Genomic DNA, 19,123 nt, shown 5'->3' on the forward strand with positions numbered 1-19,123 from the left:
CTCGGACCGGCCTACCCTTGCAGCGGCGGCAATACCAAAGCCGTGCGCAAGCCCGGCCCATTGCCGTCGAACACGCCAGGCCCCTCGTCGATCGTCAGCCGGCCCTTGTGCGCCACGGCGACGGCTTCGACCATGGCCAGACCGAGGCCCACGCCCGGCAGAGACCGGCTGTTTTCCAGGCGGACAAAGCGCTCGGCGATGCGCGGGCGGTCCTTTTCGGGCACGCCCGGCCCCGTGTCGGTGATCGAGAATTCGACTTCGCGCTGCGAGGTCCTGCGCAGGCGGAAGGTGATGCCGCCCGCGGCCGTATATTTCACCGCATTGTCGAGCAGATTGGCCAGGGCCTGGGCCAGAAAATCGCGATTGCCCAGCACTCGGACATTGGGTTCGATCTCGGCTTCGAACTCCAGCCCCTTGTCGGCCGCCACGGCTTCGTACAATTCAGCCATGTCGTTGGCCAGGTCGCTGGCCGGGAACAGGACCTGGTCGGGCGCCTGGCCGGCCGCCTGCAGCCGTGAAATGGCGAAGACGGTGTGGAAGGTGCGCAGCAGTTGATCGGTCTCGTCCAGCGCCTTTTGCAGGGCGTCGTGGGCCTGCGACGGATCGCGGTCGACCTCGAACAGCGACACCTCAAGCTTTGAGCGCAGGCGCGACAACGGCGATCTCAAATCGTGGGCGATGGCGTCCCCGGCATATTTGAGATTGCCCATCGTCTTTTCCATCCGGTCGAGCGTCTGGTTAATGCGCGCGGCCAGGGCGTCGAACTCGTCACCGGTCTCGCGCACCGCGATGCGCGCCTTGAGGTCGCCTTCCTGTACCTGGCTGAGGACATTGGTGACACGGGTGACCGAGCGCGTCACTTCCTGGTTGATCAGGGTACCGGCGAACAGGCCAAGCAGGATGACCAGCACGCCGCCACCGATCGCGGCGTTGACCTCCTGCTGGAAGCCGTGGTCGGCCCACGACATGTCCATGGCGACGAAGACGTAGAAGTCGTCGTCGAAACGGACGATCCGCCCCTGGAAACGGCAGCAGTTGCCCGGCGTATTAGGCGACGAATAGGTCAGGTTGAAGGAGGTCGCCTCCTTGTCGAGATTTTCCATGCCGCGGCGGATGATCTCATCGGGCAGGTCGCGGCCTTCCATCTTGGTGCGGGTGTTCTGGGCCAGGATGGTGCCCGACGAATCGAACACGCCCTTGGCGAAGCCCCATTCGACCGCCTCGTCGCTCAGTATCTTGCCGACGACGGCGGCGTGGCCCTGGCTCTGATCGAGGTCCTTGAGCACCTTGACGCGCGCATCGATCGAACTGTTGCCCCAGGCGCGCGATTCCGTCGACGTCGCCAGCCAGATATAGCCGAAGACCAGCATGGCGACGAACAGGTAGACACTCAGGAAGACGAGGGTCAGGCGGAACGGCGTCTGGCGAAAGACGTTCGGCCGGAAGAATGTCAGGTTCCAGAAATCCGACAGGTTCTGGCGCAGATTGGACAGGAGGCTACTGGGCATGGAGCGTACCCCACAAAGCCGAGTGACTATCATTTCGCCCTCCCCATTCATGGGGAGGGGGGACCATCCGAAGGATGGTGGGCGGGGCCTCTTGCAAAGGATCCAAGGTTACATGGGCAAATTTGGCAGAATAAAGCGTGAGGCAAGCATGGTCAGGCCCCGCCCGCCATCTGCTTCGCAGATGGTCCCCCCTCCACATGAATGGGGGGGGCGAAAAACTGTCCATTCCTACTACCGTCACGCCTTTAACTGATACCCCTCACCGCGCACCGTGTGCAGCATGGGCCGGTCGAAACCCTTGTCGAGCTTCGAGCGCAGCCGGGAAATGTGCACGTCGATGACATTGGTCTGGGGGTCGAAATGATAGGCCCAGACCTTTTCCAGCAGCATGGTGCGCGTGACGCTCTGGCCGGCGTGGCGCATCAGGAATTCCAGCAACTGGAACTCACGCGGCTGCAGGTCGATGAGCGTCGTCTGGCGCTTCACCTGGCGCGAGATCAGGTTCATTTCCAGGTCGCCGACGCGCAGGATGGTTTCGACCTGGTCCTTTTCCTTGCGCCGCGCCAGGGCCTCTACCCGCGCCAAGAGTTCCGGCAGGGCATAGGGCTTGACCAGATAGTCATCCGCGCCGGCGCGCAGGCCCGACACGCGGTCTTCAAGTTCCCCCAGGGCCGACAGGAACAGGACCGGCGTATCGACGCCTTCGGCGCGCAGTTGCGTCAGCATGCTGACGCCGTCCATGACCGGCATCATGCGGTCGAGAATAATGACGTCGGGCGCCTGCTGACGGATCGCCTCCAGTCCCTGCTGGCCGTCCCCGGCCAGGCGTGCCTCGATGCCGGCCTCCTTCAGGCCCTTCTGCATGTTGAGGGCGGCTTCCATGTCATCTTCGACAATCAGGACCTGCATGTGCGACTCTTTCCGTTATTTCTGAAACGTGTTTAAAGCGATATGCCGAAAAGTGTGAGCGGTTTTCGGCGAAATATCGCGACAAACAAAAGGCTAAAGCATTATGACGACCCGTCATCGTGCTTTAGCGCGGATCATCTTCGCAAGCCCGTTAAATATTCGCAATTAAGCCTTCGGGAAACAAAAAAGCCCTCCGTCGCCGGAGGGCTTTCTGCAGACATGGTCCGTAAGCTTACTTCGCGTCTTTCAGCGACAGGGGCAGCGGCAGGTTACGGCCATCGCGGCTGATCAGCAGCAGGATGGACGGGCGGCCCGCCTTCTTCAACTCATCGACCACCTTGGCAAAGTCAGCCTGGGTGGCGACCGGACGCTGGTCGGCCAGAACGATAACGTCGCCGGGCTTGAGACCCTTTTGGCCGCCGTCACTGTTCATGTCGACGTTGGTGATGACCACGCCCCTGATATCCGCGTCGAGGCCGTAGGTCCGGCGGTTTTCCGGTGTCAGAGGCTTGACGCTCATACCCATGACCGACGGCGTGCCGGTCGATTCTGCGCCCGGCGATTCCGGACCGGTGTCGCCACCGTTCAGGCCCTTGGCCAGGTCTTCCTCGCTGGGACGCAGCGCCGCAGTCAGGGTCAGGTTGACCACCTTGCCGCCGCGGACCACACCCAATGTCACCTTCTCACCGACCTTGACGTCGGCGATGCGGCGCGTCAGCTCGGTCGGGCTCTTGACCGGCTGGCCATTGACGGTGCGGACGATATCGCCCGCCTGGACGCCAGCCTTGTCGGCAGGACCTGCCTTGGTCGTCTCGGTGATGTAGGCGCCCGTCGTATCCGTGACGCCCAACGCCTCGGCATTTTCCGGGGTCACCGGCGAAATGGTGACGCCGATATAGCCGCGTTCGATCTTCACGCCGCGGATCAGCTGCGAGGTGATGCGGTTGGCGATATCGGCCGGAATGGCGAAGCCGACACCGGCATTGGCGCCCGACGGCGTGACGATGGCGGTGTTGACGCCGATCACGCGGCCATAGAGGTCAAAGGTCGGGCCGCCCGAATTGCCCCGGTTGATGGCGGCGTCGATCTGCAGGTAATCGATATAGCTGGTGCCCGATTCACGCAGGTCGCGGCCATAGGCCGAAACGATGCCGGCGGTGGCGGTGTTGGAGAAGTTGAACGGGTTGCCGACGGCGACGACCCAGTCGCCGACGCGCGGCTTCTTTTCCAGTTCCCAGCGCACGAACGGGAAGTCGTGGCCTTCGACCTTGAGCACGGCCAGGTCGGTCGCCGGATCGCGGCCGATGACCCTGGCCTTCAGTTCCTTGTCATTGGTCAGCTTGACGGTAATGTCGTCTGCGCCCTGGATGACGTGGTTGTTGGTGACGACATAGCCGTCGGCCGAGATGAAGAAGCCCGAACCGGCGCCGCGCACTTCCTGTTCGCGACCGCCCGGGGTGTCGTCGTCCTGGCCGGGGAAATCGAAGCCCGGGAGCGCCGGAATGCCCGTCGGCACCTTCATCTTGCCCTTGGTCTCGATGGAGACGACGGCCGGCGACACGCGCTCGATCATGTCGGCGAAGGACATGGGCGCGCCATTGGGCGGCTTGACCGGGGTCAGGTCGGCAGCGCGGATCAACTGGGCGCCGTCATAGCCAATGCCCGGCGCCTGGCCATTGAAGCCCGACATTGCGGCGGCGGCAACGCCTGCGCCCAGCGCCAGGCCGGCAACGGCGCCCGCGACGGTCGAGCGGTTTTTGAAGAAAGCACTAAAGGTATTTTTCCCCATGGTACTTCACTGTTCCTTATTAGGGTTGGGTGCGGGCGTTTCCGCACCAATCTGAGCGTTTCGCCAGGGGAATACAACCTCCCCCGCGCACAAAAATCAGGTCCTTATCGACTATAACCATCGCTGAGGCAAAATCGTGACATTCCGAAAACTTTCGTAGTTTTTCTGCACGCTTAGCGGTCGTTCTTCAGGATGTCGCGCAGACGCGCCTCCTCGGCCTCGCTGAGCACGTAATCGCGGGCAGCGCCCCTGCGGCGGGATATGGCGACGAAGACAGCTATTCCGCCGACCAGGATGAGCGGTGGCAGGCTCCACAGCAGCAGGTTACCGAGCGAGAATCGCGGCCTGAACAGAACATAGTCGCCATAGCGCGCTGACAGTCCCGCCCGGATTTCCGCATCACTGCGGCCTTGCGCGATCTCCTCGCGGATTTCCCGGCGCATGTCCGCAGCGATGGCGGCGTCGGAATCGGCGATGTCCTGGCTCTGGCAGGCGACGCAGCGCACTTCGCGATAGAGGGCCTTTGCGCGGGCTTCGTCGTGGGCGGCGTCGGCGTGGGCGGCGTCGGCGTGGGCGGTGAAGGGGAGAAGGAGCAGGAGAAACAAGACCGCCAACAAGGACATTGACCGTCTTTCGCCCTCCCCATTCATGGGAAGGGGGGACCGTGAGCGGAGCGAGCGGTGGGCGGGGCTGACCGCCAGCGCAGCGATAACTACCGTCAAACATTGGGAAACAGGGGTGGGCCCCGCCCACCATCTGCTCCGCAGATGGTCCCCCCTCCCCATGAATGGGGAGGGCGAAGTGACTCTGTCCTGCCGCTTCCTGTTCATTAAACAGCTTCCTTGAGCTTGCGGGCCTTCGTCGCCACACCCAGCCGTAACCGCCGGTCGAACAGCGACAACACCCCGCCCAGCGCCATCAGCACCGGCCCCAGGAAGATCAGCCGCACCCACGGATTATAGAACCAGCGCACTTGCCACACAGGCTTGCCGCCCACGCTTTCCTGCGGCTGGGACAATACCACATAAAGATCGTTCAGCGGCTCGAAGCACAGCCAGACCTTGCTCTGCATCGACCCCGAAGCCGGATAGAAGCGCCGCTGCGGCCGCGCCTCGCAGACCTGACGGCCATTCTTTTCGATGACGAATATCCCGCCCTGGGCATCGTAGTTGGCGCCATCCTGACGATAGGTGCCGGTAAAGGTCATCTCGTAACCCGCCAGCCTGACCGTATCACCGACCTGCATGCCCTGCTGGATGCTGATGCGCGAATGGCCTTCGACGACGGCGCCCAGGACAAAAATACCCAGGCCGACATGCGCCAGGATCATGCCGTGGGTTGCCAGCGGCAGGGCGGTAAACTTGCGCCACGCCGCGGCACCAAACCCGACACGCTCCATCAGCAGACGCAAAGATCCCCAGATTAGCCAGAAGCCGGCCAGAAGCCCGACAAAGAAGGTCACCTGCTTCCATACTCCTGCCCCGCCGTAGAACAGCGAACCGATGGCGGCGCTCAAACACGCCACGCCAAAGGCCAGGCCCAGGCGTTGGACCACGCCCTTCAGGTCGCTGCGCTTCCACGACATCAGTTGCGATATCGGGATAATCGCGATGGCCGCCAGCATGATCGGCCCGAAGACCGCCAGGTAATAGGGCCCGCCGACCGACATGGCCTTGTCGACAAGCGCCTGCATCAACAGCGGATAAAGCGTGCCCAGGAACACCGACAGTAGCGCCGCCGACAGCAGCAGGTTATTGAGCACCAAAGACGCCTCGCGCGAGACGGCCGCGAACAGGCCCCCGGGCTTCAATTCCGGCACACGCAGGGCGAACAGCGCGAAGCCCAGGCCCGCCGTCACGAACAGGATGGTGAGCAGCAGGATGCCGCGCTGCGGATCGACGGCAAAGGCGTGCACCGACGTCAGAAGCCCCGAGCGCACCAGGAAGGCCCCCATCATCGAGAAGGTGAAGGCGAGGATCGCCAGGAACACCGTCCATGCCTTCAGGGCGTCGCGTTTTTCCATGACGATAGCGCTGTGAAGCAAAGCGGTCGCCGCCAGCCACGGCATGAAGGAGGCGTTTTCAACCGGGTCCCACGCCCACCAGCCGCCCCAGCCGAGCTCATAATAGGCCCAGTAGGCGCCGAGCGTGATACCAATAGTCAGGCAGACCCAGGCGGCCAGCACCCACGGCCTGACCCAGCGCGCCCAGGCGCGATCGAGCCGCCCTTCGATCAGCGCGGCGACGGCGAAGGAAAAGACCACCGACAGGCCGACATAGCCGAGATAGAGCATGGGCGGGTGAAAGGCGAGCGCCGGGTCCTGGAGCGCCGGATTGAGCGAACGCCCCTGTAGCGGCGCCTCCGCCAGGCGGCCGAGCGGGTTGGAGCTGAACAGCGTAAAGCCGACAAAGGCAGCGCCGAGCAGGCCCTGGATGCCCAACGCCTTGTGTTTCAAGCTGTCGGGCAGGCCGCGCCCCAAAAGCGTGATCAGCGCGCCGAAGCTGAGCATGATGACGCACCACAACAGCATCGAGCCTTCGTGCGAGCCCCAGGCGCCGGAGATCTTGTAGAGCAGCGGCTTGTCGGTGTGGGAGTGTTCGTAGACGTTCACTACCGAGAAGTCCGAACGGACAAAGGCGGCGATCAGGATGGCAAACGACAGGATCAGGCTGAGCGCCGCTGCCAGCGACACGCCTTCAGAATAGCGCTCAATGCCGCTTAGGCGCTTCCACTGCCCGGCCGCGACCAGAGCCACCTGCGCGACGCTGAGCACAAAGGCGCAGACAAGCGCGAACACACCGATTTCGTTCAGAAAGGTCATGCGACATCTTTCTTTCGCTCACCCCATTTATGGGGCAGAGCGGTAGCGAAAGTATAGCTTTCGCCCGTGATGGGGACCATGAGCGGAGCGAATGGTGGGAGGGGCTGTCTCCCATGACAATTTCTAAATAACCGACGACCTTCTGGTTCAGGCAGACGATAGCCCCGCCCACCGCCTTCGGCGGTCCCTGCGCTTGCGAAAGCTATACTTTCGCTGCACTTACCCCATAAATGGGGAGGGCGAAGAAAAGCCGTGTCGATCATTATCATGTCCCGAACGGCCGATCCGCCTTGGGCTCGGCCGGTTTGGCGTCCGGCCGCCATTCGCCCTGCCGCTCCAGCTCTTCCTTGACGTTCTTGGGCATGTAGGTCTCGTCGTGTTTCGCCAGGACCTGGGTGGCGCGCAGGCCCGACGCCGTCACCTCGCCCTCGCAAACCACGCCCTGCCCTTCGCGGAACAGATCCGGCAGGTCGCCCTTATAGGCGACCTCGATCTCTTTGAGCTTGTCCATGACGGTAAATTTCACCGAGCCGTCGGCCAGTTTGGTGACGCTGCCGGCCTTGACCAGACCGCCCAGCCGCACAACCTCACCGGTCCTGACCTTGGCCTCGATCATCTGGGCCGGCGTATAGAAGTAGATCGCCGTACCCTTGAGCGCATAAAGGCTCAAGGCCGCCGCCGCAACCAGCAGCGGCGCGGCGATCAGAAATATTGTCAAACGCCGCCTGGCTTTGACCGATTTAGGCCACATCTTTTGCAGGATTTGGCCCATTATTGGCCTCCCGTATTCTCGGCGCCGACGGCGCCTTTCGACTTCTGCACGATGTCCGCCGCCACTTGCGGCCGGTCGCGATAGTGCGCCTGCATCTCCTTTAGTACCCGGGCCTTGCCGGCCGCGTCGCCCATCACGTCGTAGGAGCGCAGCAGCCGCGCCCAGCCGTCCGCATTGTCAGGCTGCTCAGTCAGTTGCGCCTCCAGCGCCGCCACCATGCCGGCGATGCGCGTCCTGGCCGCCGCTTCGCCCGATTGCGCCGTCTCAACGGCCGCAAGCTGTTCGGCGATGGCGTTCTGGCGGATATCGTCGACAGCCAGCGCCGCCTTCGCCGTCACGAAGTGCGCCCGCGCGCTGTCGTAGCGCCCCTGGTCGAGATCGCGGCGGCCAAGATAGTAGTGTGCGCGCGCGTCCTTCGGGTCCTGCGCCAGCGCCAGGTCGAAGGCCTTTTGCGAATCCGGACCGACTGAACCGCCGGCGACGAAATAGAGCGCTTCGCCAAGATCCGACCAGCCGGTGAAGGTCTTGGGGGACAGCTTCATCGAGGTATCGAACGCCTTGGCGGCTTCGTAATAACGTCCGGCCATCATGTCGACCTTGCCGAGGAACAGCCAGAAGTCGGGGTTCTTGACGTTATCCGGCTCGGATGCGCGGCGATGCAGGACAGCCGACAGGGCCTCGGGCGGCAGGCTGTCGATGTTCCGCCGTGCCGCGTCGGTCCACTGCACGACGCGCGTTTCGTAGGGCTGGTCGCCCAGTTCCGGGTGTCCGATATAGAGCGCGTAGAGCGCGAAACTGATGCCGGCTACGGCAAACGCGCCAATCGCCGCATGGGCGGGTTTGAGGCTGTAGGCAGGTGTCGCCGCCGCCTCCGCCTTCAGAAGCGCACGGGCGGCCTCGACGCGCTCCTCATTGGCCAGTTCGGCGTCGATGTCGCCACGGCCTTCGCGTCGTTCGACATCAACGACAAAGCCTTCATACTGCGCCTTGGCCAAAGCCAGGGCGTCGATGGCCGGCGCGCGGCGGTGCCACAGGCCCACGATAGCAATGAGCGCGGCGGCAATGACGACGCAGGTGAGGACAAGACCGATCATAGGTCCCCTGACATAGAGCAAATTATGTCAAAGCCAAGACCCCGGCGCGTCGTGCGACAATATTACCGACTATGTCTTACGACTGCACGCGCAACTGACTGCGGACCTGCGCGAAGATCGAACGGGTTTCACGCACGCCGAGCGGACGGTCGGGCGAAGGGCCACCCGGCAGTTTCGGCTGGCGCTCTTCCATCAGGCGCAAGGCCTCGCGCATCAGGTCGGAAGGGGTGTCGAAATGCCCGGCCGCCAGTTGCTGCCGGATAAACTCTTCGTAGTGCGTACCGAGCGTCAGTGTGATCATGGCGGGGCTTTGTAAGGAATGCCCCCGACCTTTAGCCGCCGCGCACGGCCACCCGCAAAACGATTAAATCCGCACGGGAACCGTCATACGCGCCGTCTAGCGTTAAGAGAAAATTAACCGTGCCTGAGCCGCTTACGCCACTTTCGGCGGGTTCAGGACGTTGGAAGACGCCACGCGGCGGCGCCCGACAACGGCCTTTTCCTCGCCGCACAGGGCCTCCATCAGGTCAGTCACCAGCTCGAAGAAGCTCATGACCTGTTCGCTGTCGAACGGATCCTCGCCGTTGGCGACGTCAAGCAGGGCCTCGAAATAGGCGTCGAGTTGTGCCTCGAGCGCCTGCACCGTCTTGGTATGCAGTGTGGCGAAGCCGCCGGCATTGGCGGTGGCGCGCACCTCACGCACAAAGGCGGCGCAGTTGCGCGCGCGATCGACAACTTCCGGCTTCGGATACTTGTCCATCTTCGGCACGTCCTTCTTGACGCGGCCGTAGACGCGCTCGGACCTCATGACCAGCGTGTCCTCGAAGATGCGCTCGGCGCCCTTGAGACGGCTTTCGACCAGCCCGGCGATCTGCTTGCTCGCCTCCGCCACGCGCTTGCTCCACGGACCATCACGCGTCAGTTCGATATAGTGGCTGAAAGATTGCAACTGCCCGACACTTTGCGCCACGCGCAGGCCGGCGTCGGGCTGTGGCTCGCCCTTGCCGCCGAAAGCCGCCTTGAGATCGGCAAGTCCCTCCTCGATACGCTCCAGGATGCGCTCTCCGAAATCGGCCAGTTCCGACTCAGCCAGGAACCGGTCATTGGGACGGTCGGAAACGGTGGCGATGAACTTGATGATCTGGGCGCCGTCCTCGAGGTTCGAGAAGATGACCTCCATGAAGCGCATGCCGCCCTCTTCGGAAATGGCGCAGGCGTCTTTGAACATCAGGCGCAGCGCCGCGGCCTTTTCGGCGTCGATGCGGCCCAGGAAATCCGGCAGCTTGGCCAGGACGTTGCGCACGATGCGGTGCAGGTCCAGATAGTGGGCGAATTCCGCCACTTCCTCCGCGTCACCACGCGCCGGCGACTTGGGCAGCACGTCACCCGGATGGTCGCGGCAGATGGCGGCGGCGGAGGTTACCAGCCGGAAGAAGACGACCGGCGTCGGATCTTCGGCGCGCAGGCCGCGCAGGGCGAAACGCGACTGCTGATAGAGTTCGGGCTCATGGCTTTCCAGCGCGCGCCACAGATTATCGAGCAGCCAGTGGGGGAATTCGACGGCGTTCAGGCCGTCGTGTCGCGTTTCGAACAGCGGCAGGTAGGGCGCGAAGACGGCTTCCCTGGCGTAGCGGAACTCGAGTTCGATGCTGATAAGTTCGCGGACTTCGATCAGCGCCTCGTCCTTTGTCAAGCCCAGGGCCAGTTCGAGCGAACGCAGCGACGCCTGAGGCAAGGTCTTGATCAGGCCTTTCAGCAATACCAGCCGCTTGTCCGCTATCACGCTCATTGGATGGAATAGTCCCCGGCAGCCGTAGTACGCAGAAAAGTGCCGACTGTGTCAGACGAAAATCTTTAGAGATATCTGGTTAATTTTCTCTGACGGTAGCGGGTAACCAAAATGGCAGTTCATTTCTTTAAGTTACCGACAAGACTGAACTATTTGTGTGCCAAAGTGCACTTAACCACAATGGGCGGACCGCCCCCTACGCCTCCAGATCCTGGACGCCGCCCGGCAGGCGAATACGGACTTTCAGCCCTCCCAGGGTCGAGCGTTCGAACTTCAGCGTGCCGCTGTATGCCCGCACCAGTTCATCGACGATCGACAGCCCAAGCCCCGTTCCCGGTACGCTTTCGTCCAGCCGCGCGCCACGCTTCAGCACCTCGTCGAAGCGCGCCTCGTCAAGCCCCGGGCCGTCATCCTCGATATTGAGCGCCATGACATGCTCGGCCTCGGAAAATTCGGCGGTGATCCGCACCCGCCGCTTGCACCAGATGCAGGCGTTTTCCAGCAGATTGCCGGCGATTTCCTGCAGGTCCTGCTTTTCACCCCGGAACATCAGGCTTTCCGGCGCGCGCCAGTCGATGACCACGCCCTTGTCATGAAAGACCTGCTCCAGCATGACGGCCAGCTCGTCCAGCACCGGCTCGACCTGGGTGCGTTCGCCCATCGACTGGGCGCGGGCGGCGGCGCGGGCGCGGCGCAGGTGATGGTCGACCTGCGCGCGCATGGCTTCGGTCTGCTTGCGCACTAACTCGTTAAGCGATCCATCCGTGGTATCGGCCGCCGTCAGCAGCACCGACAGAGGCGTCTTCAGCGCGTGGGCCAGGTTGCCGACGTGCATGCGCTGGCGCTCCATCATCTCCTGGGCGTCGTCAAGGAAGGCATTGATCTGGCGGCCGACCGGGGTGATCTCGGCCGGATAGGTCTTCAGCAGGCGTTGCTGTTCGCCACGCTGGATGGCAGCGATCTCTCCCGTCAGGTCGAACAGGGGGCGCAGGCCGAAACGCACCTGGAAATAGATGGCCAGCAGCGACCCGATCGCCAGCAGCAGCAGGGCCAGGGTCGTCATCAGGGCGAAGGTTTCAACCTGCTTGTCCATCGGACGGCGGTCCTCGGCGGCGACGAAGACGAAGGCGCGGCCATCGATCATCGAAAAGATCGCCGCCACGCGCAGCGCCTCGTCCTGGGGGCCGAAACTGTTGTAAAACACAGGCTTTCCAGAAGTGCCGCGCACCTCGGCCAGGATTTCCGCCGGGATGGGAATGCGCGCGTTCCACAGCGACCGCGAACGGGCCGCATCGCTGACCTTGCCGTCCTTGGCGATCTCGCTGACCTGCCAGTAGAGGCCGGAATAAACGCGGTTGGTGCGGGTGTCGAAGAACGGCGGCGTGACAATGCGGCCATCGCTGGCCACATCGGTATCGACATAGAGGTTGTCGGCGATCTGGCCGACCCCCAGTTCGAACCGGCGCAGCGCCGTTTCATGAAAGTAGTAGGTCAGGGCGATGCCGGTCATGACCAGCATGAAGATAAACCAGACGGCGGCCAGGCGGATCAGCCGCCCGACCAGCGAATTGCTGCGGCTGGAGATCAGCCGCCAGAAGCCGCGCACACGCTCCGTTTCCTTCGCGAGGGGAGGCGCGTCCGTCATTGAAACACACAACGAATTGGGAAAATTTCGCCCTCCCCATTCATGGGGTAAGCGCAGCGAAAGTATAGCTTTCGCAAGCGCAGGGACCATCTGCGGAGCAGATGGTAGGCGGGGCTAAACCGTAAGCTGGCCCACGCCCCTGCCCTCACAGGTTTTCCACTTCGCCATGCAGGGGCTTCAAACGATAGCCCAGCCCGCGCACGGTTTCGATCCGGTCATTGCCGATCTTTTTGCGCAGCCGCCCCATGAACACTTCGATCGTGTTGGAATCGCGGTCGAAATCCTGATCGTACAGGTGTTCGACCAGTTCGGTGCGCGAGATCACGCGGTTCTGGTGCAACATGAGATAGTGCAGCAACCGGTATTCCAGCGAAGTCAGGCGCAGCGGCTCGCCATTGACCGAGGCACGGGCGGCGCGCGGGTCCAGCCGCAAGCCCCCGCAGGTCAGCAGCGGCTGGGCGTGGCCGGCGGCGCGGCGGACCAGGGCGCGCAGGCGGGCCAGCAGCTCTTCGGTATGGAACGGCTTGGTCAGGTAGTCGTCGGCGCCGGCGTCGAAGCCCGACACCTTGTCGCTCCAGGCGCCGCGCGCCGTCAGGATCAGCACGGGGGTCGTCTTGCCTTCACGCCGCCAGCGTTCCAGCACGGATACGCCGTCGATCTTGGGCAGGCCCAGGTCGAGAATGATGCAGTCGTAAGGTTCGGTATCGCCCAGGAAGTGCGCCTCTTCGCCGTCCGGCGCGTGGTCGACCACGTAGCCGGCATCGCTGAGGGAGGCTTTCAACTGACGCGACAGGTCGGGATCGTCTTCGGCAAGCAGAATACGCAAATCGTCGTCTCTTTCTGTGATTATCTTTCGCCGACTATACGACCGGAGTCAGCATCGACCAAGAGGTCGACGCGGCGGCCGTCCGGCGCAGCAGCGCGCACCCAAAAGATCGAGCCGCTCTGTTGCCCCGCATCGAGCACGCGAAAGCCACGACTGCGTGCGATGGCCATGGCTTGGCCGATACGGCCGTCATTGCGGTCCTCACGCCGGGCGGCGCCGCCACGATCGTTGTCACGGCTGTCGCGCCAGTTGCTGCCGCCATTGTTGCCCCGATCATCGCGATCATCCCGGTCGCGTCCCGGCCGGCGCCGTTCCTGATCGCCGCCAATCTTGACGACAACGGCGGTGTCGAGCCCCTGCACCAAATCGTGCAGGGTGTCAGCCTGCGCGCCCACAGGCGCGACAGTCAGAGCCAGACAGAAAAGAGCGAGAATCCGTTTCATGTTCCCGACAATAAGGCCGCAGACCTGAACCTTAGCTGAACAACCCGATCAGACATAGCCCGGGATGCAAAAAATTACCGGGCCATGTCATGCATAAGACCACAGTAAAACAATGACTTAGACATCAGTCGTTATATGACGCTATGTAAGCCTGCAAAAAATTTCGCGTTGCAGGAGAATAATCGCTCCGTAACGCTCATTTCTTGCGCAGGCTCGGCGTGTAGGGCGCCACGGCCCGCCAGCGTTCGGCCAGCGCCATAAGATCCTTGCGGACGTCGTCCGGCATCTTTTCCGCCTGGCCGTCCGGGAGGGCAATGGCGATATGGGCGAACAGGTCGCCGCGTTCATTGTCCTTATGGAACGCGCCCCGGCCTTTCAGTCGCAGCGTCGCGCCGGAATTGGTGCCGGCGGCGATATTGACGCTGACCGGACCGTCGGGCGTCGGCGCCTGGACCTTGCCACCCAGCAGCGCATCGGGCAGCGAGACGAACAGGTCCATGTGCAGGTCGTTACCTTCCAGCCGGAAGACCGGATGTTCCTTGACGCGCAGTTCGATCATCGCATCACCGGGCGATCCCCTGCCGCCGGGCGCGGGAGAGCCCTGCCCTTTCAGCCTGAGCATCTGGCCGTCGCGCGCGCCTTTGGGGATGTTGACGTCGACCGTGCGTCCGTCCGAGAACAGGACACGGCGCGTATTGCCGACAATCGTATCGAGCAGGTCGATATCCAGCTTGACCTTAACGTCGTTGCCCTTGGATGGCGGAGGTGAACCGAAGGGCGAACCGCCAAAGCCACCCGCGCCGCCGCCCGCACCGCCGGCGCCGCGCCGGCCGCCGGCGCCGAACATGTCGAATATGTCCTCGAAATCCATGCCTTCGAAGCGGCCTGACGTCCCGCCACCGCCAAAGCCGCCACCTGGGCCCGCGCCGCCGCCGAAGCCGCGATAGATCTCCCGGCCGTCGGCGTCGATCTCGCCCCGGTCGAAGCGCTTGCGCTTGTCGGCGTCCTTCAGGAAATCATAGGCGGCCGTGATACGCTTGAAGCGTTCTTCGGTCGCCTTGTTGCCCTTGTTCTGGTCGGGATGCAGTTCCTTGGCCAGTTTTCGGAACGCTTTCTGGATTTCGGCGTCGCTGGCGCCGCGCGTGACGCCCAGTTCAACGTAAGGGTCGTTAGCCACTGTTGTAAAAGTCCTCCTGCGCGACAAATTTTGTCCTACAGACAAACTTTTCAAGAGGCAAGCGCGGCGCGCGAAACCGCCGGCCGGACAAATCGCCGGGCCGCCGGCCGAATTCGCCTATTCGTAGTTTAATGCCGATCGCGATCGCGGTGGCCGCCGCGGTCATGATCCCGGTCGTGGCGGTCACCCCTGTCCCGGTCATGCCGGTCGCCGCGGTCATGGTCGCGGTCACGGTGGCGGCCATGCCGCCCCCAGTCGCCGCCGCCGTAATAATCATGCGCGCAACCGGACAGCGTCAGCACACAGGCCGAAGCGAGCATAAGCACAACAATTCTTTTCATGGCGTTTGAGCCCTTCCTGTCAGACGGCTCCGCACTCCCGGCAGCTTCACGGCACCGTCCTTCTGGAGGCTAGGCCCGCCAAGCTGAACCGGACATGAACCCGGTTAACGCAGGGCGATCCACACCGGCGCGTGGTCGCTGGTCTTTTCCCAGCCGCGCACATGGCGGTCGACCTCTGCCTGCTTCAGGCGTTTGGCCACGTCCGGACTGAGCAGGAAATGGTCGATTCGCAGGCCCGCATTCCGCTCCCAGCGTTTCCGCAGATAATCCCAGAAGGTGTAGATTCGCTCGTCCGGATGCAGCTTGCGCAGGGCATCCGTCCAGCCCTGCGCCACGAGTGACGCAAAAGCTTCGCGCACCTCGTCGCGAAACAGGGCGTCGTCCTGCCACCGCTCCGGCGCATAGACGTCGATGTCGGTCGGCATGACATTGTAATCGCCGGCCAGCACCACCGGCGCGCCGCTGTCGAGCAGGTCCTTCGCGTGGCGCTTCAGCCGTTCGAACCAGCGCAGCTTGTAATCGAACTTTGGCCCCGGCCAGGGGTTCCCGTTCGGCAGATAGAGACAGCCGATCAGGACGCCGTTCACGGCCGCTTCGATATAGCGGCTATGGGTGTCCTCGTCCTCGCCCGGCAGGCCACGTCGCGTCTCGACCGGCGCCTTACCGCGCGCAAGAATCGCGACGCCGTTCCACGACTTCTGCCCGTGCCAGATGGCGCCGTAACCGGCGTCTTCCAGCGCCTTTTCCGGAAACTTCTCGTCGGGCGCCTTCAGTTCCTGCAGGCAGACCGCATCGGGTTGCGCCTCCTCCAGCCAGCGCAGCAGGACCGGCAGACGGCCATTGACGCCGTTGACATTATAGGTCGCGATTTTCATGGGCCGGATTGAACGCCGCCGCGCGTAAGCGCGAAACACGGCACGCGGCCTGCAAAGTCAAACGGGAGTAAGGCTACGTGGTCTCATCCTCGTCAATATCGCATGGCCAGTCCGAACGGTCCTCGCTCAGGTCCCAGGCGGCGAAGTCGAGCGCGTCCTCGACATCGGGCAGGGCGACTTCGGAAATGGTCTGGCCCCGCACGGATACGCCCGCCCTGTGTACCGTCTCGCGGTCACCGGTGATCAGGTGATGCCAGCGCGGCAGGGGCTTGCCTTCATGCAGCCGGCGATAGGCGCACGACATCGGCATCCATTCCAGCGCCTCGATATTGCCGGGCGTCAGCTTGATGCAGTCCGGCACATATTTCTTGCGGTTGGCATAGTCGGAACACCGGCACAATTCGCTGTCGAACAGCTTGCAGTGGACGCGGGTCGGAATGACCTCCAGTGTTTCTTCGTCCTCGAAGCGCACCAGGCAGCACAACCCGCAGCCGTCGCACAGGGATTCCCATTCCTGGGCGTTCATCTGCGCGAGGGTCTTGGTTTCCCAGAAAGGGGTGGCGGGTAAAGCACTGTCACTCATCGCGGCTATATAGTCCGCTATCAACAAATATGCACTACCCACAAATTGATAAGGGCCGCCTATGAGGCGGCCCTGATATGAATTATGCCGGCCGGCGCTTGGCAACCAGCAGGGCCAGGCCCGCCAGGGCGGCTATGCCGACGGCAGTACCTGGGCGGCGGGCAATGAAGTCCTTTACCGGGGCGGGCAGCTTGTTAAGGTGCTCGGAAAAGGGCAGGCCCTTGATTTCACGAGCCTGTTGCGGGGTATCCTTGACGGCGGTGTCCAAGGTTTGCATGGCAGTCATCTCCTGAAGCGATAGCGATTGACCTCAGAACCCTAGCACCGGAGGGGATAAGACCGCCGCGAAGGACACATTCGCGGTTCATCAGAAAATCATAAGCCGGGCTGGGGCTTGCCGGAACTATCGGCCGCGCCGCCGGGCTTGTTGGTGCCGTCATCCAAAGCTTCGGCGGGCTGTCCGTCCGGCCAGTCGGCGCTGGTCTTGCCGCCACCCGACAGGCCGGCGGCGATCACCGCCTTGGTGGCGCGCAGGGCCTCGCCTTCGCTCAGGGGCTGGTCGCCGCGCGCCGGCCCCTGGACCGTCTTGTCATCGGTCCCCTCTTCGGGAAATGGATCGGGCTGGTTCTGCGCCTGCTGGCGTTCGGCGTGTTCAGCGACGTCGACATCGGTATCGGTCGCGCGGGTCTCGGTTTTTGCGGCATCGGTCATGACGATCTCCTTTCCGGAAAACTGTACGCCCGCCCGGCATAAGGACGCGATATCAACCCTCAGGCCGGCACAAAGCCCTTGGTGGTCAGTTTCAGGTTGCGCAGGCCTATACCCATGTCGGCGCGGAAGCGGGCTTCGGCGGCGTCACCCAACTTCCGCAGGGTCGCCGTATCACCGCGCTTCATGGCATCGACATACGCGGCGTGCTGCAACAAGGTGTTCAGCATAAAGGTTTCGGCCAGTTCCTGCTTGCGGGCATCACTTAAGCCGCCATAGACCGCCATGATCGGCCTGACCTGGTCGCGGACCGCCAGGGTTTGGACCTTCGTGCTGTCGGTGCCATTGGCCATGGCCCAGTTCAACACCCAATAGCCGGCGAAGGCATCGGTTATATCGCCCGGCCTTAAACCGTCGTCAGCCATGATCGAAGCCCAGCTGGCGACCGCATCATTGCTTTTCAGAATAGAGTCGATCTGCGCGGCAGGCTCATGACCGGCGCGCTCGCGAATCTGAGCTACGAACTCCGCCTCGACCTTGCGGCTGATCTCGGGTGAACGCGCATAGGTCGTAGGCCCGCTGCTGCTGGCCTGAGGCGGCGCGGCCTTCGGCACAGGCACGGTGCGCTTCGAAGGCCCGTCCAGCGGCTGGCTGATGGCGGCCTCAATCCTTTGCCGGTTGAGAATGTCATTCATCACATAGTCGTGGGGAATGACGCTGTACATGTTGAGGTCCTGGGCCCTGGCCGTTCCGGTCAATGGCAGGCAGAGGGACAGGGCCAGACTGAGGATACGCAAGAACGATCGGGGCATGGCGGCTCTCCTGTCTTGGTAACCACCAACCCATAGCCCGCCCGCCTTGTCCGGCCAATTACCGCTTTTTTACTTCCGGCTCGCGATCGAGGCCAACATATGTAGAGTTTATCCATTGACTTAAAACTCTACATATGTTGACATATACGCATGCCCAGACGCCCGAACATATCGCCCCAGACCCGCACGGTCCTGGCCACCCTTTTCGCCCAGCCTCAGGCCTGGCGCCACGGCTATGACTTGTCAAAGGAAACCGGCCTGAAATCCGGCACGCTCTATCCGCTGCTTATCCGGCTGGCCGACCAGGGCCTGCTTGAGACGGAATGGCGCAAGCCGCTTCAGCCCGGAAAGCCGCCACGCCATGCCTATCGCCTGACCGCGCAAGGCCAGGCCCTGGCCGCCGAACGCGAAGCTGAAACGCTTGCACCCGCAGGCCTGCGCGAGGCCGAAGCATGAGCCTCGCCGTTACCATCGCCCGATGGGCCGCCCGCATCCTGCCCCCCCACCGCCGCGCCTGGGGCGAGGCCATGGCCGCCGAAGTCGCCGCCATCGATAACCCCCGGGACGCTATTCTCTTTGCCGCCGGCTGCCTGTGGGCCGCCCTGTCTGAAAGGATTACCTTCATGAAGGCTTTTGTATTTGCTGGCCGCCTTGGCGTTGGCCTCGTTACGGTGCTGTACGCTTTGGCATTCCTGTATTTCACAAGCAATGGCATGGGACGCGATAACCCGCCACTACACCTGCCCTTCCTCCTCGGCTGGCAAGTAAGCATGGGGCTAAGCCATCTGGCCGCGGCATGTTTTCTGGTGTTCTGGCGGCCCAGGCCATTCCTCTGGGCCTGCGCCGCCGCTGCGGTGCCGGCCCTGGCCCTGACGATATTCGGTCTTGCTGGAATGATAATGGGTAAATTGGCATCGGGGACCATAGTCATCTCATTCGCCTGGCCGTTCGTCCCCATCTCCATGCTGATGGGCGCGGCATGGCTGTTTGCGTGGCTGGAACAGGCGCCGAAAAAACCGGCAATCGCATAG

The 19,123-nt window shown here is 63.1% G+C and carries 21 protein-coding genes; 2 read left to right on the forward strand and 19 right to left on the reverse strand.

The window, feature by feature from the left end; genetic code table 11:
• Positions 1–11: 11 nt before the first annotated feature.
• The 19 genes from J2X24_RS01595 to J2X24_RS01685 all read right to left on the reverse strand — a co-directional run bounded on the left by J2X24_RS01595 (position 12) and on the right by J2X24_RS01685 (position 18,092).
• Positions 12–1,508, reverse strand: a complete 1,497-nt coding sequence (locus tag J2X24_RS01595; RefSeq protein WP_209715597.1) for a sensor histidine kinase — start codon at positions 1,506–1,508, stop codon at positions 12–14.
• Between the two features lie 237 nt (positions 1,509–1,745).
• Positions 1,746–2,417 carry a response regulator transcription factor gene (locus tag J2X24_RS01600; protein ID WP_209715601.1) on the reverse strand — a complete coding sequence of 224 codons (672 nt, stop codon included), beginning with the start codon at positions 2,415–2,417 and terminating at the stop codon, positions 1,746–1,748.
• Positions 2,418–2,649: 232 nt separating this feature from the next.
• A complete protein-coding gene (locus J2X24_RS01605; protein ID WP_209715605.1) occupies positions 2,650–4,206 on the reverse strand; it encodes a Do family serine endopeptidase in 1,557 nt (518 codons plus the stop codon).
• Between the two features lie 173 nt (positions 4,207–4,379).
• Complete coding sequence (locus tag J2X24_RS01610; RefSeq protein WP_209715608.1) at positions 4,380–4,829, reverse strand: cytochrome c-type biogenesis protein; 450 nt, start codon at positions 4,827–4,829, stop codon at positions 4,380–4,382.
• Between the two features lie 206 nt (positions 4,830–5,035).
• Positions 5,036–7,027, reverse strand: coding sequence for a heme lyase CcmF/NrfE family subunit (locus tag J2X24_RS01615; protein ID WP_209715611.1), 1,992 nt, complete (start codon positions 7,025–7,027; stop codon positions 5,036–5,038).
• A 265-nt stretch (positions 7,028–7,292) separates the two neighbouring features.
• Positions 7,293–7,778, reverse strand: a complete 486-nt coding sequence (gene ccmE / locus J2X24_RS01620; RefSeq protein WP_209716431.1) for a cytochrome c maturation protein CcmE — start codon at positions 7,776–7,778, stop codon at positions 7,293–7,295.
• Between the two features lie 20 nt (positions 7,779–7,798).
• Positions 7,799–8,893, reverse strand: a complete 1,095-nt coding sequence (gene ccmI, locus J2X24_RS01625; protein ID WP_209715614.1) for a c-type cytochrome biogenesis protein CcmI — start codon at positions 8,891–8,893, stop codon at positions 7,799–7,801.
• A gap of 76 nt (positions 8,894–8,969) precedes the next feature.
• The gene (locus J2X24_RS01630; protein WP_209715617.1) at positions 8,970–9,194 is read right to left on the reverse strand and encodes a ribbon-helix-helix domain-containing protein; all 225 of its coding nucleotides are present in this window, start codon (positions 9,192–9,194) and stop codon (positions 8,970–8,972) included.
• A gap of 132 nt (positions 9,195–9,326) precedes the next feature.
• On the reverse strand, positions 9,327–10,682 hold the full coding sequence (locus tag J2X24_RS01635; RefSeq protein WP_209715621.1) for a hypothetical protein: 1,356 nt from the start codon (positions 10,680–10,682) through the stop codon (positions 9,327–9,329).
• A 196-nt stretch (positions 10,683–10,878) separates the two neighbouring features.
• The gene (locus J2X24_RS01640) at positions 10,879–12,288 is read right to left on the reverse strand and encodes a sensor histidine kinase (RefSeq protein ID WP_310002370.1); all 1,410 of its coding nucleotides are present in this window, start codon (positions 12,286–12,288) and stop codon (positions 10,879–10,881) included.
• A 184-nt stretch (positions 12,289–12,472) separates the two neighbouring features.
• Positions 12,473–13,153: a response regulator transcription factor gene (locus tag J2X24_RS01645; protein ID WP_209715627.1), complete on the reverse strand. Its 681-nt coding sequence runs from the start codon at positions 13,151–13,153 to the stop codon at positions 12,473–12,475.
• 20 nt (positions 13,154–13,173) lie between these two features.
• Positions 13,174–13,596: a hypothetical protein gene (locus J2X24_RS01650; RefSeq protein ID WP_209715630.1), complete on the reverse strand. Its 423-nt coding sequence runs from the start codon at positions 13,594–13,596 to the stop codon at positions 13,174–13,176.
• A 196-nt stretch (positions 13,597–13,792) separates the two neighbouring features.
• Positions 13,793–14,773 (reverse strand): DnaJ C-terminal domain-containing protein, encoded by a 981-nt coding sequence (locus J2X24_RS01655; protein ID WP_209715633.1) that lies wholly within the window; start codon positions 14,771–14,773, stop codon positions 13,793–13,795.
• Positions 14,766–15,017, reverse strand: a complete 252-nt coding sequence (locus tag J2X24_RS01660) for a hypothetical protein (RefSeq protein ID WP_209715635.1) — start codon at positions 15,015–15,017, stop codon at positions 14,766–14,768. The genes J2X24_RS01655 and J2X24_RS01660 overlap by 8 nt, the downstream gene beginning before the upstream one ends.
• 201 nt (positions 15,018–15,218) lie before the next feature.
• Positions 15,219–15,989: an exodeoxyribonuclease III gene (xth, locus tag J2X24_RS01665; protein ID WP_209715638.1), complete on the reverse strand. Its 771-nt coding sequence runs from the start codon at positions 15,987–15,989 to the stop codon at positions 15,219–15,221.
• A gap of 73 nt (positions 15,990–16,062) precedes the next feature.
• Positions 16,063–16,572: a YcgN family cysteine cluster protein gene (locus J2X24_RS01670; protein WP_209715641.1), complete on the reverse strand. Its 510-nt coding sequence runs from the start codon at positions 16,570–16,572 to the stop codon at positions 16,063–16,065.
• An 82-nt stretch (positions 16,573–16,654) separates the two neighbouring features.
• The gene (locus J2X24_RS01675) at positions 16,655–16,849 is read right to left on the reverse strand and encodes a hypothetical protein (RefSeq protein ID WP_209715644.1); all 195 of its coding nucleotides are present in this window, start codon (positions 16,847–16,849) and stop codon (positions 16,655–16,657) included.
• A gap of 98 nt (positions 16,850–16,947) precedes the next feature.
• Positions 16,948–17,283, reverse strand: coding sequence for a hypothetical protein (locus J2X24_RS01680; protein ID WP_209715647.1), 336 nt, complete (start codon positions 17,281–17,283; stop codon positions 16,948–16,950).
• Between the two features lie 59 nt (positions 17,284–17,342).
• Positions 17,343–18,092: a DUF6683 family protein gene (locus J2X24_RS01685; protein WP_209715649.1), complete on the reverse strand. Its 750-nt coding sequence runs from the start codon at positions 18,090–18,092 to the stop codon at positions 17,343–17,345.
• 150 nt (positions 18,093–18,242) lie between these two features.
• Here J2X24_RS01685 and J2X24_RS01690 point away from each other — a divergent pair, with 150 nt between their 5' ends.
• Together J2X24_RS01690 and J2X24_RS01695 are read left to right on the forward strand one after the other, a co-directional pair.
• Positions 18,243–18,548, forward strand: coding sequence for a PadR family transcriptional regulator (locus tag J2X24_RS01690; protein WP_209715651.1), 306 nt, complete (start codon positions 18,243–18,245; stop codon positions 18,546–18,548).
• A complete protein-coding gene (locus J2X24_RS01695; RefSeq protein WP_209715653.1) occupies positions 18,545–19,123 on the forward strand; it encodes a hypothetical protein in 579 nt (192 codons plus the stop codon). Before J2X24_RS01690 ends, J2X24_RS01695 begins: the two co-directional genes overlap by 4 nt.

The organism is Asticcacaulis solisilvae (assembly GCF_017875235.1).
Lineage (GTDB): Bacteria > Pseudomonadota > Alphaproteobacteria > Caulobacterales > Caulobacteraceae > Asticcacaulis > Asticcacaulis solisilvae_A.

Excerpts from the sequence above, each read along its gene's own strand:
- J2X24_RS01615 (WP_209715611.1), bottom strand. The coding sequence starts at position 7,027 with ATGACCTTTCTGAACGAAATCGGTGTGTTCGCGCTTGTCTGCGCCTTT.
- J2X24_RS01675 (WP_209715644.1), bottom strand. The coding sequence starts at position 16,849 with ATGCAAACCTTGGACACCGCCGTCAAGGATACCCCGCAACAGGCTCGT.
- ccmI (WP_209715614.1), bottom strand. The coding sequence starts at position 8,893 with ATGATCGGTCTTGTCCTCACCTGCGTCGTCATTGCCGCCGCGCTCATT.
- J2X24_RS01605 (WP_209715605.1), bottom strand. The coding sequence starts at position 4,206 with ATGGGGAAAAATACCTTTAGTGCTTTCTTCAAAAACCGCTCGACCGTC.
- J2X24_RS01685 (WP_209715649.1), bottom strand. The coding sequence starts at position 18,092 with ATGCCCCGATCGTTCTTGCGTATCCTCAGTCTGGCCCTGTCCCTCTGC.
- J2X24_RS01610 (WP_209715608.1), bottom strand. The coding sequence starts at position 4,829 with ATGTCCTTGTTGGCGGTCTTGTTTCTCCTGCTCCTTCTCCCCTTCACC.
- J2X24_RS01600 (WP_209715601.1), bottom strand. The coding sequence starts at position 2,417 with ATGCAGGTCCTGATTGTCGAAGATGACATGGAAGCCGCCCTCAACATG.
- J2X24_RS01595 (WP_209715597.1), bottom strand. The coding sequence starts at position 1,508 with ATGCCCAGTAGCCTCCTGTCCAATCTGCGCCAGAACCTGTCGGATTTC.
- J2X24_RS01695 (WP_209715653.1), top strand. The coding sequence starts at position 18,545 with ATGAGCCTCGCCGTTACCATCGCCCGATGGGCCGCCCGCATCCTGCCC.
- J2X24_RS01650 (WP_209715630.1), bottom strand. The coding sequence starts at position 13,596 with ATGAAACGGATTCTCGCTCTTTTCTGTCTGGCTCTGACTGTCGCGCCT.
- J2X24_RS01690 (WP_209715651.1), top strand. The coding sequence starts at position 18,243 with ATGCCCAGACGCCCGAACATATCGCCCCAGACCCGCACGGTCCTGGCC.
- J2X24_RS01635 (WP_209715621.1), bottom strand. The coding sequence starts at position 10,682 with ATGAGCGTGATAGCGGACAAGCGGCTGGTATTGCTGAAAGGCCTGATC.
- J2X24_RS01660 (WP_209715635.1), bottom strand. The coding sequence starts at position 15,017 with ATGGCCGCCACCGTGACCGCGACCATGACCGCGGCGACCGGCATGACC.
- J2X24_RS01670 (WP_209715641.1), bottom strand. The coding sequence starts at position 16,572 with ATGAGTGACAGTGCTTTACCCGCCACCCCTTTCTGGGAAACCAAGACC.
- xth (WP_209715638.1), bottom strand. The coding sequence starts at position 15,989 with ATGAAAATCGCGACCTATAATGTCAACGGCGTCAATGGCCGTCTGCCG.
- ccmE (WP_209716431.1), bottom strand. The coding sequence starts at position 7,778 with ATGTGGCCTAAATCGGTCAAAGCCAGGCGGCGTTTGACAATATTTCTG.
- J2X24_RS01680 (WP_209715647.1), bottom strand. The coding sequence starts at position 17,283 with ATGACCGATGCCGCAAAAACCGAGACCCGCGCGACCGATACCGATGTC.
- J2X24_RS01630 (WP_209715617.1), bottom strand. The coding sequence starts at position 9,194 with ATGATCACACTGACGCTCGGTACGCACTACGAAGAGTTTATCCGGCAG.